Source organism: Parerythrobacter lacustris (assembly GCF_024626475.1).
In the GTDB taxonomy this organism is placed as follows: Bacteria; Pseudomonadota; Alphaproteobacteria; order Sphingomonadales; family Sphingomonadaceae; genus Parerythrobacter_A; species Parerythrobacter_A lacustris.
Window position 1 is genome coordinate 448,665 of record NZ_JANKHH010000004.1, and the last position, 11,601, is coordinate 460,265.

12 protein-coding genes, 2 tRNA genes and 1 other RNA gene are annotated in these 11,601 nt (G+C 64.4%); 7 read left to right on the forward strand and 8 right to left on the reverse strand.

The features are described from left to right. Positions 1–12 precede the first annotated feature (12 nt). Positions 13–1,020 carry a type I glyceraldehyde-3-phosphate dehydrogenase gene (gene gap / locus NSO95_RS08715; protein WP_257595805.1) on the reverse strand — a complete coding sequence of 336 codons (1,008 nt, stop codon included), beginning with the start codon at positions 1,018–1,020 and terminating at the stop codon, positions 13–15. Positions 1,021–1,035: 15 nt separating this feature from the next. Continuing rightward, entirely contained in the window at positions 1,036–3,036 is a 2,001-nt protein-coding gene (tkt, locus tag NSO95_RS08720) for a transketolase (RefSeq protein ID WP_257595806.1), read from the reverse strand. A 206-nt stretch (positions 3,037–3,242) separates the two neighbouring features. On the opposite strand from tkt, the gene NSO95_RS08725 reads away from it, so the two are divergent. The 5 genes from NSO95_RS08725 (at position 3,243) to NSO95_RS08745 (ending at position 5,130) form a co-directional block, all read left to right on the forward strand. Next, positions 3,243–3,437, forward strand: a complete 195-nt coding sequence (locus tag NSO95_RS08725; protein WP_257595808.1) for a hypothetical protein — start codon at positions 3,243–3,245, stop codon at positions 3,435–3,437. Next, positions 3,434–4,120, forward strand: coding sequence for a cell division protein ZapA (locus NSO95_RS08730; RefSeq protein WP_257595809.1), 687 nt, complete (start codon positions 3,434–3,436; stop codon positions 4,118–4,120). Before NSO95_RS08725 ends, NSO95_RS08730 begins: the two co-directional genes overlap by 4 nt. 10 nt (positions 4,121–4,130) lie before the next feature. Beyond that, positions 4,131–4,301: non-coding RNA, 6S RNA (gene ssrS / locus NSO95_RS08735), on the forward strand. Positions 4,302–4,321: 20 nt separating this feature from the next. Continuing rightward, the gene (locus NSO95_RS08740) at positions 4,322–4,894 is read left to right on the forward strand and encodes a 5-formyltetrahydrofolate cyclo-ligase (protein ID WP_257595810.1); all 573 of its coding nucleotides are present in this window, start codon (positions 4,322–4,324) and stop codon (positions 4,892–4,894) included. Beyond that, positions 4,894–5,130: a DUF2842 domain-containing protein gene (locus NSO95_RS08745; RefSeq protein WP_257595811.1), complete on the forward strand. Its 237-nt coding sequence runs from the start codon at positions 4,894–4,896 to the stop codon at positions 5,128–5,130. Before NSO95_RS08740 ends, NSO95_RS08745 begins: the two co-directional genes overlap by 1 nt. A 26-nt stretch (positions 5,131–5,156) precedes the next feature. Here NSO95_RS08745 and NSO95_RS08750 read toward each other — a convergent pair. Then, positions 5,157–5,233, reverse strand: a tRNA-Asp gene (locus NSO95_RS08750). Positions 5,234–5,655: 422 nt separating this feature from the next. Here NSO95_RS08750 and NSO95_RS08755 point away from each other — a divergent pair. Next, positions 5,656–6,081 (forward strand): hypothetical protein, encoded by a 426-nt coding sequence (locus NSO95_RS08755; RefSeq protein WP_257595812.1) that lies wholly within the window; start codon positions 5,656–5,658, stop codon positions 6,079–6,081. A gap of 7 nt (positions 6,082–6,088) precedes the next feature. Here the strand turns inward: NSO95_RS08755 and NSO95_RS08760 are convergent, their stop codons facing one another. From NSO95_RS08760 to thyA, 5 genes are all read right to left on the reverse strand, one after another. Continuing rightward, positions 6,089–6,673: a YdeI/OmpD-associated family protein gene (locus tag NSO95_RS08760; protein ID WP_257595813.1), complete on the reverse strand. Its 585-nt coding sequence runs from the start codon at positions 6,671–6,673 to the stop codon at positions 6,089–6,091. 34 nt (positions 6,674–6,707) lie between these two features. Then, a complete protein-coding gene (locus NSO95_RS08765) occupies positions 6,708–7,997 on the reverse strand; it encodes a dihydrolipoamide acetyltransferase family protein (protein WP_257595815.1) in 1,290 nt (429 codons plus the stop codon). Positions 7,998–8,001: 4 nt separating this feature from the next. Beyond that, positions 8,002–9,060, reverse strand: a complete 1,059-nt coding sequence (locus tag NSO95_RS08770) for an alpha-ketoacid dehydrogenase subunit beta (RefSeq protein WP_257595816.1) — start codon at positions 9,058–9,060, stop codon at positions 8,002–8,004. Then, positions 9,057–10,355, reverse strand: coding sequence for a 3-methyl-2-oxobutanoate dehydrogenase (2-methylpropanoyl-transferring) subunit alpha (locus tag NSO95_RS08775; protein ID WP_257595817.1), 1,299 nt, complete (start codon positions 10,353–10,355; stop codon positions 9,057–9,059). Before NSO95_RS08775 ends, NSO95_RS08770 begins: the two co-directional genes overlap by 4 nt. A 78-nt stretch (positions 10,356–10,433) precedes the next feature. Then, on the reverse strand, positions 10,434–11,390 hold the full coding sequence (gene thyA, locus NSO95_RS08780) for a thymidylate synthase (protein WP_257595818.1): 957 nt from the start codon (positions 11,388–11,390) through the stop codon (positions 10,434–10,436). A gap of 111 nt (positions 11,391–11,501) precedes the next feature. On the opposite strand from thyA, the gene NSO95_RS08785 reads away from it, so the two are divergent. Next, positions 11,502–11,578 (forward strand) — tRNA-Pro (locus NSO95_RS08785). The last annotated feature ends 23 nt before the right edge of the window (positions 11,579–11,601 follow it).

Below are 11,601 nucleotides of genomic sequence, written 5' to 3' on the forward strand. Positions count from 1 at the left end.
TTTAGGTCAAATCTACATAAGTCCGGCCACCACGCCCGAAGTATCGATCATCCGGTTCGAGAAACCCCACTCGTTGTCGTACCAGCTGACCACACGGGCGAGCTTGCCTTCGAGCACTGCGGTCTCGAGGCTGTCGACGGTCGAGCTTGCCGGGTGGTGGTTGAAGTCGCTCGAGACCAGCGGCTGGGTGGTGTAATCGAGCACGCCCTTCATCGGGCCGTCCGCCGCCGCCTTGAGCGCGGCGTTGAGTTCTTCCGCCGTTGTATCGCGGCCGGGCACGAAGGTCAGGTCGACCAGGCTGACGTTGGGCGTCGGCACCCGGACCGAGGAGCCGTCGAGCTTGCCTTTCAGTTCGGGTAGCACCAGCCCGACCGCGCGCGCAGCGCCGGTGGTGGTCGGGATCATGTTCTGCGCCCCGCCGCGCGCCCGCCGCAGGTCCTTGTGGATCTGGTCGAGCATGCGCTGGTCGTTGGTGTAACTGTGGATCGTGGTCATGAAGCCGCGTTCGATCCCCACCGTATCGTTGAGCACCTTCGCCACCGGGGCGAGGCAGTTGGTGGTGCAGCTCGCGTTCGAGATGATGTCGTCGTCGGCGGTCAGCGTGTCGTGGTTGACGCCGTAGACGATGGTCTTGGAAACACCGGTTGCAGGCGCCGAGATGACGACGCGCTTCGCGCCGGCCGAAAGATGCGGGCGGGCCGATTCGTCCGACTGGAAGAAACCGGTGCATTCCATCACGATGTCGATGCCCATTTCGCCATGCGGCAGCTTGCCCGGATCGCGCTCGCTGGTGACATGGATGCGCTTGCCATTGACGACGAGGTCGCTGCCGTCGACCTCGACCGTGCCGGGGAAGCGGCCATGGGTCGAATCGAATCCGAACAGCAGCGCGTTCGACTGGGTGTCCGCCAGGTCGTTGATGCTGACCAGTTCGAGATCGTGATCGTCACGCTCGAGCAAGGCGCGCGCCACGAGGCGGCCGATACGTCCGAAACCGTTGATTGCAACCTTGGTCGCCATGTTCAATGCTCCTGCTTAGGAATTGAGTTTGTTCAGGATTTGCGGAACAATTGCGTCCGCAGTGAAGCCGAATTTCTCGAATAGCTGTTCCGCCGGTGCCGAGGCACCGAACCGGTCGAGCCCGATGTTGATGCCGTGGGTACCGGTGTAGCGCTCCCAGCCGAGGGTGACACCCGCTTCTAGCGAGATTTTCAGCACATCGGCAGGGAATAGGTCTGCACGGTAGTCAGCGCTTTGCCCGTCGAGCAGTTCGGCGCACGGCATGGAAACGACATCGGCACCAATTCCCTGCGCTTCGAGCGCCTCGGCTACCTCGACAGCGAGCGCGACTTCGGAGCCGGTCGCAACCAGCACCGCCTTGCGATCGGCGGTGGCGGCACGCAAGCGATAGGCCCCCATCGCACTGCGATTCGACGACGCCGACCAGTCCGCATCGCCCTCGCCCCGCAACTGCGGCAGGTTCTGCCGGCTCAGCGCCAGCACCGAGGGCGTTTCCGGCGTCTGCAGCGCCAACGCCCAGCATTCCGCGGTCTCGATCGTATCGCACGGGCGATAGACGTTGAGATTGGGGATAAGGCGCAGGCTCATCACCTGCTCGACTGGCTGGTGGGTCGGTCCGTCCTCGCCCAGCCCGATGCTGTCGTGGGTCATGACGTAGACCACGCCGATTTCCTGCAGCGCCGAGAGACGGATCGCATTGCGGCAGTAGTCGCTGAAGATCAGGAAGGTGCCGCCATAGGGAACGACGCCGCCATGCAGCATCATGCCGTTCATCGCCGCCGCCATGCCGAATTCGCGGATGCCGTAGTAGAGGTAGCGGCCAGCGTAATCGTCCGCGCTGAACGGCGATGTGCTCGGCGTCTTGGTGTTGTTCGAGCCCGTCAAATCGGCCGAGCCGCCGACAAGTTGCGGAAGCTTTTCGGTCAACGGGCCGAGCGCCATTTCGGAAGCCTTGCGGGTCGCGACCGTCTTCGGCTCTGCGACCAGCGCTGCGATATGCGCCTCGATCGCGGGCGCGGCGAGGTCGGCCACGCTCGCCATCCGGTTCTCGAACGCTGCGCGGGTTTCGCTGTCCGCTTCGAGCCGCTCGCTCCATGCCGCATGCTCGGCCGCTCCGCGCTCGCCGGTCGAACGCCAGTCGGCGAGGATCTCGGCGGGGACGACGAAAGGCTCATGGCTCCAGCCCAGCTCCGCGCGGGCGGCGGCGATCTCGTCCGCGCCCAGCGGTGCGCCATGGGTGGCGGACGTGCCCTGCTTGTTCGGCGCGCCCTTGCCGATGATCGTCTTGCAGGCGACCAGCGACGGGCGGGGATCGGCCATCGCTTCCTCGATCGCGCGCGCAATATCCGCGTGGTCGTGGCCGTCGCAGGCGACCGTGTGCCAGCCCGCCGCACGGTGGCGCGCCGCGACATCCTCGCTGGTCGAAAGATCGGCGCTGCCGTCGATGGTGATGTTGTTGTCGTCCCACAGCACGATCAGCTGGCCGAGCTTGAGATGACCGGCGAGGCCCACCGCCTCGTGGTTGATGCCTTCCATCAGGCAGCCGTCGCCTGCGATCACCCAGGTGCGGTGGTTGACCAGATCGTCCCCGAAATGCGCGTTGAGCTGTCGCTCGGCAATTGCCATGCCGACCGCCATCGCCACGCCCTGCCCCAATGGGCCGGTGGTGCATTCCACACCGTCGAGCAGGAAGTTCTCCGGATGCCCGGCGCAGGGGCTGCCGAGCTGGCGGAAATTGCGGATATCGTCGATTGTCGGCGCGGCATAACCGCTGAGGTGCAGCAACGAATAGATCAGCATCGAACCGTGGCCCGCGCTGAGCACGAAGCGGTCGCGGTCATGCCATTTGGGGGCAGCGGGATCGAACTTGAGATAGTGCGACCACAGCACCGTCGCCACATCGGCCATGCCCATCGGCATGCCCGGATGCCCCGAATTCGCCGCCTGCACCGCGTCCATGGACAAGGCCCGGATGGCATTCGCCATAGGTACCATGCGCTTGGGGTCGATCGTCATTCGGGAAGGCTCCTTGGGTGGCATCCGCCGGGCACGTGCGACGGACATGATTCGGGCGCGCGAACCCCTTTGCGGACGGGCGGTGCGAGGTCAAGGAGCGCTCCTCTGCCGATCCACTGCTCGACAGGCTCGAGCGGGGTGACGCAACTTATCAACAGGCTGCTGCAAGCCTTTGCCCGCGTTCGCGATTGCGATAAGAAAGCGCCATGAGTGGGGACCGGATCGAACAGGCCGTTCAGCGGATCGAGATCGCGCTGGCGCGGATCGCCGAGGTGGCGGACCGCGATCCCCGGAGCCATGCGACAGCTTCTGCCCTCGTGGTAAAGCACGAAGCCTTGCGCGAAACTGTCGCGACCCAGCTTGGCGAACTTGAGCAACTGATCCGGGAACTCGAGGAATGAGCGAGGTCACCGTCACCATCGCCGGTCGCAACTACACCGTGGCCTGCGCCGATGGAGAAGAGAGCCACGTTGCCGGCCTCGGCATGGTACTCGACGAAAAGCTCCAGCAACTGGGTGGATCGCTGTCGACCCTCGAGTCGCAGAACCTGCTGTTTGCGGGCCTTTTCGTTGCCGATGATCTGCACGAAGCGAAGAAGCAGGTCACTGCCGCAGAGGAAGCGACGCGTGCCGCTGAAGGGGCGGTCGCCACGCATCAACGCGAAGCGAACCTTGCGCTCGGTATGCGCGACCAGCTCAACGGGCGCATCCGCGATCTCGAGACCGAGCTCGACGGAATGCAGTCCGCCCAGCAATTGCACAGTGCCGAGGTCGACGACCTTCGCCGCGAGGTCCGGGAACGGCGGCAGGAAGCATCGGACGCGGCAGCCGAGAGAGATGCCTTGGCGGCGCAGGCAGCGCAGGCGCGGGAAGAGGCAATTGCGATCGAGGCGCAGCTGCACCAACTTTCGGCAGAGCGCGACAGCCTCGCCGCAAAGGTGGAACGGCTCGGTTCGATGGCCGCCGTGGTTGCCGCAAGCGGAGGCCAGTCTGCGCCCGACGATCTTGCGCCTGCGCTCGAGCGATTTGCCGAATTGCTCGAAGAATGCGCCGAAAAGCTTGAGAGCCGGGCTGCCACTGCCTAGATAGGGGTTGGCGGGACTGCCCGGCACGAGCCGATCGAATATCCCTGAGGCTATAAGCAATCCATGGGAGCTGTCCCTGCTCTGGAACACGGGTTCGTCCCGGGGACCGGGGCATACGGCGCCCACCTGACGTTGAGGCGTCAGAGGATTTCACTGGCAAACGACCCATGGTGGTTCCGCCACTTCGCAATGGAGCGATGGATGCAGGACAAGATGACGCTGCGACGCGAAATGCGGGCCAGGCGTCGTGACTTCGTGGCGTCACTGCCGGAACAGGTACGTGGCCTGATCCTCAGCCGCCCGCCACAGGCTGTGGTCGACCGGTTGGCGGGTTGCCGGACAATCGGTTTTTATCATCCGGTCGGGGACGAGGCCCCTGCGGTTGGCTGGGCGCGCTGGTTCGCCGAACAGGGCCACCGGATCGCCCTTCCCCGCTTCGACGATGCTCATGCGCCGATGGAGTTCGCACTGTGGACCCAGCCGTGGGACGACAGCGAGATTGAACCCGGCCCCTTCCGCGCCATGCAGCCTAGAGCCGATACTGAGGTCGTTCAACCCGATGCGGTCATCGTCCCGCTGCTCGCCTTCACCGAGTCCGGGCATCGGCTCGGCCAGGGCGGCGGACATTACGATCGGTGGCTGGAAGCCCATGGCCCGGTCACCGCGATTGGCCTCGCATGGGATGTGCAAGTGGTCGACAGCATTCCGCTCGAAACGCACGATATGCGGCTCGACGGCGTTGTCACCCCGACACGAATCTACTGGAGCGAGTGATGAAGCGCAGCGAACCCACCTGGCGCATCCCGGTCGGCATCCTGCTGCTGATCGTCGGTCTGATCGCCTACGGGCTGGTGGTGGCGCGATATGTCCCCGAATTGGTCGGTACATGGCCCGTACTGGTGCAGACGCTGATCTATCTCGTGCTGGGTCTGATCTGGCTGCTGCCGCTCAAGCGCTTCCTGATCTGGATGGAAACGGGGCGGTGGAGCGCCGCGCGCCCACCGGAATAGCCTGCAGCTCGAAGAAAAGTCCCAAGTGGCGCGAGTGACGGGACTTGAACCCGCGACCCTCGGCGTGACAGGCCGATACTCTAACCAACTGAGCTACACCCGCGCATTTAAGCGGCCAGCGCCTCTTGGGAGCCGCGCCACTAAGCGGTTGCGGGATTCGTGTCAACGCCCAAACGCGGCAAAAAAGCGGTCCGCCGGAGCGGCCTCGCCAAATCGTTTTCCTACACGCTGATGCGCCGCTATCCTGACTGGCGCTCTTGTCCATCGTCTGCCACCCCGCGCCGCATTGACGCGTTGCCCGGTCCAGGTTTCGCGCCCGAACTGTCGCCCTGTGAAATTCGTAAAATCGCTTTCTTTCAATGTGATATGAAATCCAACAGGGCGACACCTGTCGCCTTTGTTCTACTCGCCGGAGCGTCGCGCGCACCAAGAGGCATGTCCTACTTGCCGCCGAATTAACCATATCTTCGCCCCTTACTGCGATACCGGCCCCGGTTCGATCGCCGCAACAAAGGGGGCATGGCGATGCGTTTTCGGGTTGGTTTCGCCTGTGCTCTTGCGCTGGCCGGCACGGTTGCTTCGGCGCAAGAACGGCTCGCCCTGTCGCGCGCGGTCTATGTCGAGAACTTCGGTAGCGGGGGGTCCATGCGCACGGTGGAGGCGGCGAGCCGGCTCAAACGCGGCGACCGGGTGATCCTGATGATCGAGTGGACGGGTGCCGAAGCACGCAAGGGCACTGTGGTGCGCAGCGCCATTCCGCGCGCGCTTGCCTTCCAGCGCGGCAGTTCGGATGCGCTCGAGGTTTCGGTCGACGGCGGGCGCAAGTGGGGCCGGATCGGCGACCTGCGGATCGGCGATCGGCTCGCGTCCCCCGAAGAGGTCACCCATGTGCGGCTGCGCGTGCACGGCAAGACCGCCGGCCGGATGACCTATAGCGCCATCGTGCGCTGACAGCCCCTCAGCAATTTTCGTACTTCCAGTTCCGCTTCTTGCCTTCGGCCAGCCACTCGATCGCAGTGGCCATCCGCTTTTCGCGCGTTGCGGCGCGCTTGGCCCCGGTAATCCATTCGAGATATTCGCGCCGGTGCGAGGGAGCCATGCCGTCGAACGCGGCTTTCGCCTGCGGATTGTCGGCCAGCACCGCCGCAAAATCATCGGGCATCGGGATTTCCGGCTTGGGAGCGGGCTTGTCACGTCCCGTCGTAGCGCTGCCGTGGGTTTCGACCCGCTCGACCGCGTTCTTGATGGCCGCGACCAGTTCGCTCTCCGGCGGCATATCGTCGATCGAGGCGATGCGCCCGTAACCGCCCAGCGCGTCGCCCTGCTGCCCTTCCCCATGGATCACCAGCGCGCAATGCGCCTTGAAGGCGGCGATCCCCGCGACGTTTTTCCCGCGAACCATGAAATGCGGCATGCCCCATTTGATGCCTTCCTCGGCATCGGGCAGCGCGCGGTGGATGCGGGCGCGCAGTTCGATCAGGATCGGCCGGGCGAAGGCGCCCGCTTTCGCGATGTAATCGTCGACCCTCTTGTCCTTGCCCATGCCGCACCCTCCCGATGCGGCGGTGCCTATCACATTAGTTCGACAGGAGCAGCACCGGCGTTTCGATCATTCGCTTGAGCGCCTGGATGAAACTCGCGGCATCCCAGCCGTCGACCACGCGGTGGTCGCAGCTGATCGAGATGTTCATCAGCTTCCGCTTCTCGATCCGCTCGCCGCCCATCCCGTCGGGTACGAACATCGGGCGTTCAATGATCCGGTTGGGACCGATGATCGCGACTTCGGGGCGGTTGATCACCGGGGTCGTCGCCACGCCGCCTAACGGGCCGAGCGAGGTAACGGTGAGCGTTCCGCCCGACATCTCCTCACTCTTCGCCCTGCCGGTCCGCGCCGCCTCGGCCAGCCGCGAAATCTCGTTCGCCAGCTGCCACAGGTTCTTCGCCCGGGCATCGCGGATGACGGGGACCATCAACCCGGCATCGGTCTGCGCCGCCATTCCGAGATGCACCGCACCGTAACGGGTGACGACACCGGCTTCGTCGTCATAGCGTGCGTTGATCATCGGGAAATCGGGCAGCGTCTTGCAGATCGCGGTGATCAGCAGCGGCAGGATGGTGAGCTTCGGCTTATCCCCCCGGCTGCTGTTGAGTTGGGCGCGCATTTCTTCCAGCGCCGTCACATCGCATTCCTCGACGTAGGAAAAGTGCGGGATGTTGCGCTTCGAGGCAGCCATGTTCTCGGCGATGCGGCGGCGCATGCCGATGACCTTGACCTCTTCGTCGCCGCGCGGCTTCGCTGACGCGCCATAGCCGCCGGTGTAGGAAAGGAAGGCATCGAGGTCGCTGTGGCGGATGCGGCCATCTTCGGCGGGCTTCACTTGCGCGAGATCGATCCCAAGGTCCTTCGCGCGCTGGCGCACGGCGGGCGTGGCGAGGACTTTGGCCTGCGTTGAAGGGGCGGGTGCCGGGGTCGGCTCGGGCAGCGGCTCTGGCGCAGGGTCCGCCGCCAAGGCATCGTCCGCATCCGAGGCATCCGGGTTTTCGACTTCGATCCGCTCCTCGACCACCTCGGCCTTTGGCGTGGGCGCTTCTGCGGCGGGCGCTTCCCCGGAATCCTCGCCCTCGCCCTCGACCGCGATCACCACCAGCATCGATCCGATAGCGACCATGTCGCCCTCGGCACCGGCCATTTCCAGGATCTTGCCGGTGACCGGACTTTCCAGCGGGACGGTCGCCTTGTCGGTCATCATGTCGACGAATTCCTCGTCTTCATGGATCACGTCGCCAACGCTCTTGTGCCATTTGACGATTTCCGCCTCGGCAATCCCCTCGCCGATGTCGGGCATGTTGAATGTGAAGGTGCTCATGGCGTCAGTCCTTGAGGATCTTGTCGATGGCCTCGCCGATGCGGACGGGACCGGGGAAATAGGCCCACTCGAGGCTGTGAGGATAGGGCGTGTCGAAACCGGTGACGCGCTCGACCGGCGCTTCGAGATGGTAGAAGCAGCGCTCGGTCACCAGCGCAGAGAGTTCCGCCCCGAAGCCCGAGGTGCGGGTCGCCTCGTGCACGATCAGGCAGCGCCCGGTTTTCTCGACCGATGCCTCGATCGCCTCGATATCGAGCGGCATAAGCGTGCGCAGGTCGAGGATATGCGCCTCGACCCCCTTCGCCTTGCACACCGCCTCGGTGACATGGACCATGGTGCCATAGGCGAGGATGGTCAGCTGCTCGCCTTCGGTCACGGTGCGCGCCTTGCCGAGCGGGATTTTATAATGCCCTTCGGGCACCACGCTCGCATCGAACCGCTTCCATGGCTCGGCGGGCTTGTCGTAGAAGCCGCTGAACGGCCCGTTGTAGATCCGCTTGGGTTCGAAGAAGATCACCGGGTCGTTGTCTTCGATGCAGCTGATCAGCAGACCCTTGGCGTCGTAGGGGGTAGAGGGAATCACCGTTTTGAGCCCGGCGACGTGGGTGAAGATCGCCTCGGGCGACTGGCTGTGGGTTTGGCCGCCGAAAATCCCGCCGCCGAAGGGCGAGCGCACGGTCATCGGCGCGATATATTCGCAGGCCGAGCGATAGCGCAGCCGCGCCGCCTCCGAGATCAGCTGGTCAAGACCGGGGTAAATATAATCGGCGAACTGGATTTCCGGCACCGGCCTGAGGCCATAGGCCCCCATCCCCACCGCAACGCCGATGATGCCGCATTCGGAGATCGGCGTATCGAACACGCGGGTCTTGCCGTGCTTTTCCTGCAGGCCGGCGGTGCAGCGGAACACCCCGCCGAAATAGCCGACATCCTCGCCCATCACGATCACGTCGGGATCGCGTTCGAGCATAACGTCGAGCGCCTCGTTGATCGCCTCGATCATGTTGAGCCGGCGTTCGGTCCCGACAACCGCATCGGACGCTTCACTCACTTGCGTGCTCATGTCCACGGCTCCACTCCGGGCCATTTGATCTCGCGTTCGCGCCGCGCCTGTGCCGCCTGCTCCTCGAGATGCCAGGGCAGTTCTTCATAGACGTCCTGGAACATGGTGCGGAACGGATGGTGCATCCCGTGCCCGAGGATGCCGTTCTTCTCGGCTTCCTTGGTCGCCGCTTTGACCAGTTCGGCGCATTCAACGTCCATCGCCGACTGGCGGTCCTCGTCCCACTCACCGAGCGCGATAAGGTGCTTCTTCAAGCGATTGATCGGATCGCCCAGTGGCCATTCCTCGCGCTCCTGCGCCGAGCGGTAGCCGGAGGGATCGTCCGAGGTGGAATGTCCTTCGGCGCGGTAGGTGAAATACTCGATCAGCGTCGGTCCGGCATTGGCGCGGGCGCGGTTGGCGGCCCAGCGCTGCGAGGCATAGACCGCCAGCGCATCGTTGCCGTCGACCCGCAGGCCGGCAAGGCCATAGCCCAGGGCACGCGCCGCGAAGGTGGTGCGTTCGGACCCGGCGAAACCCGAGAAGCTCGAGATCGCCCACTGGTTGTTGATCACGTTGAGGATCACCGGCGCGTTGTAGACGGTGGCGAACAGGCATGCCGAATGGAAGTCGCCTTCCGCCGTGCTGCCTTCGCCAACCCAGGTCGCGGCGATCCGGCTGTCGCCCTTGATCGCGCTCGCCATCGCCCAGCCGACCGCCTGCGGGTTCTGCGTCGCAAGGTTGCCGGAGATCGAGAAGAAGCTGTGCTCGCGGCTCGAATACATGATCGGCAGCTGGCGGCCCTTCAGCTTGTCGCCCTTGTTCGAGTAGATCTGGTTGATCATCTCGATCAGCGGATAGCCGCGGGTGATCAGCACCCCCTGCTGGCGGTAGCTCGGGAACACCATGTCGTCGCTGGCCAGCGCCATCGCGGCGGCCACGCTGGTCGCCTCTTCGCCGGTGCACTTCATGTAGAAGCTGGTCTTGCCCTGCCGCTGGCCGCGAAACATCCGCTCGTCGAACGCGCGAACCAGTGCCATGTTGCGCAGCATGGTGCGCAGCGTATCGGCATCGAGCTTGGGATCCCACGGTCCGTGCGCCCGGTCGTCCTCGCCCAATACCCGGATGAGGTCATAAGCGAGCGCCGAGATCTCCTTAGGCTCGACCGCTTCGTCGGGCTTTGGTTGAGCGCCTGCAGGCGGGATGGCGATATGCGAGAAATCGGCGGTATCGCCGGGCCGGTACTTGGGTTCGGGGACATGGAGCGCGAGCGCCGGCTTGTTGCTGCCCCCTGCTCCTCCGGGCCTGTCGGCCATAATCGATCTCCCTGACGAAATCTTTCGCGAATGCGTTATATTATTTCACGGCTGGAAAACGGTCAAGGCAGCCATGGCTCAAACCGCGACTGGTGCCTTGATGGCGCCGAGCGGGGTATAGTTTTGAACTGCGAAATCCTCAATTCGATAGTCGAAGATCGAATCCGGCTTGCGCAGGATTTCGAGCCGCGGGCGGCCTTGTGGCTCGCGCTGGAGCTGCTCGGACACGAGGTGTTCGTGGTTGAGGTAGAGGTGCGTATCGCCTCCCATCCATACGAACTCTCCCGGTTCCAGATTCACCTGCTGTGCGATCATCCGTTGGAGCAAAGCCCCGCTCCACAGGTTGAACGGGAGGCCCAGCGCGACATCGCAGCTTCGCTGGTAGAGCGCGCAGTTGAGTCTCCCGTCGCCAACGTGGAACTGGTAGGTCTTGTGGCATGGAGGCAAGGCCATCCGGTCGAGCTCGGCGACGTTCCAGCCCTCGATGATATGGCGGCGACTGCCCGGATTGCTGCGCAGGCTTTCGACCACCTCGGCCACCTGGTTTATCCCCGGTCCGCGCTCGAAGAGCCCGTCCTTGCGATAGCGCCAGGTCGGCCAGTCGACCCACTGCTTGCCATAGACCGGGCCGAGGTCGCCCCACCGCGCTGCAAAAGCCTCGTCATCGGCGATGCGCTGGACGAAATCCTCCAGCGCGATTTCGTCTCCGGTCTCACGCACATAGTTCGCATGCGGCCACTCGTTCCAGATCTTGACCCCTTGCAGCACCAGCGGACGGATGTTGGTATCCCCGGTCAGGAACCACAGCATTTCGCGCGTCGCGGTCTTCCAGAACACCCGCTTGGTGGTGATCAGCGGCATCGCCCCAGCGGCAAGGTCGAAGCGGAGCGTGGCACCGAACACCGAGCGCGTGCCGATTCCAGTCCGGTCGATCCGCTCGCTACCATGTTCCCAGATGCGGCGCATCAGCTCGAGATATTGCCACTCCTGATGCGGGCGGTCGGAAGAATCGGTGGGAATCGCGGCAGTGGCCATGCAAAGTCCCTAGCCCCGCATTTGCCCGCTTGCCACCCCGCGCATCCACACCTATAGGGCGCGCCTTGCCTCGACCCGCGGGGCCTTATCGCCGCGCGGGACCGACACGGTCGGGGAGTAGCTCAGCCTGGTAGAGCACTGTCTTCGGGAGGCAGGGGCCGGAGGTTCGAATCCTCTCTCCCCGACCAGTTTCGGCCAGAGAAAATCGTCC

Coding starts and splice junctions, on each gene's coding strand:
- gap (WP_257595805.1), bottom strand. CDS start 1,020: ATGGCGACCAAGGTTGCAATCAACGGTTTCGGACGTATCGGCCGCCTC.
- tkt (WP_257595806.1), bottom strand. CDS start 3,036: ATGACGATCGACCCCAAGCGCATGGTACCTATGGCGAATGCCATCCGG.
- NSO95_RS08725 (WP_257595808.1), top strand. CDS start 3,243: ATGAGTGGGGACCGGATCGAACAGGCCGTTCAGCGGATCGAGATCGCG.
- NSO95_RS08730 (WP_257595809.1), top strand. CDS start 3,434: ATGAGCGAGGTCACCGTCACCATCGCCGGTCGCAACTACACCGTGGCC.
- NSO95_RS08740 (WP_257595810.1), top strand. CDS start 4,322: ATGCAGGACAAGATGACGCTGCGACGCGAAATGCGGGCCAGGCGTCGT.
- NSO95_RS08745 (WP_257595811.1), top strand. CDS start 4,894: ATGAAGCGCAGCGAACCCACCTGGCGCATCCCGGTCGGCATCCTGCTG.
- NSO95_RS08755 (WP_257595812.1), top strand. CDS start 5,656: ATGCGTTTTCGGGTTGGTTTCGCCTGTGCTCTTGCGCTGGCCGGCACG.
- NSO95_RS08760 (WP_257595813.1), bottom strand. CDS start 6,673: ATGGGCAAGGACAAGAGGGTCGACGATTACATCGCGAAAGCGGGCGCC.
- NSO95_RS08765 (WP_257595815.1), bottom strand. CDS start 7,997: ATGAGCACCTTCACATTCAACATGCCCGACATCGGCGAGGGGATTGCC.
- NSO95_RS08770 (WP_257595816.1), bottom strand. CDS start 9,060: ATGAGCACGCAAGTGAGTGAAGCGTCCGATGCGGTTGTCGGGACCGAA.
- NSO95_RS08775 (WP_257595817.1), bottom strand. CDS start 10,355: ATGGCCGACAGGCCCGGAGGAGCAGGGGGCAGCAACAAGCCGGCGCTC.
- thyA (WP_257595818.1), bottom strand. CDS start 11,390: ATGGCCACTGCCGCGATTCCCACCGATTCTTCCGACCGCCCGCATCAG.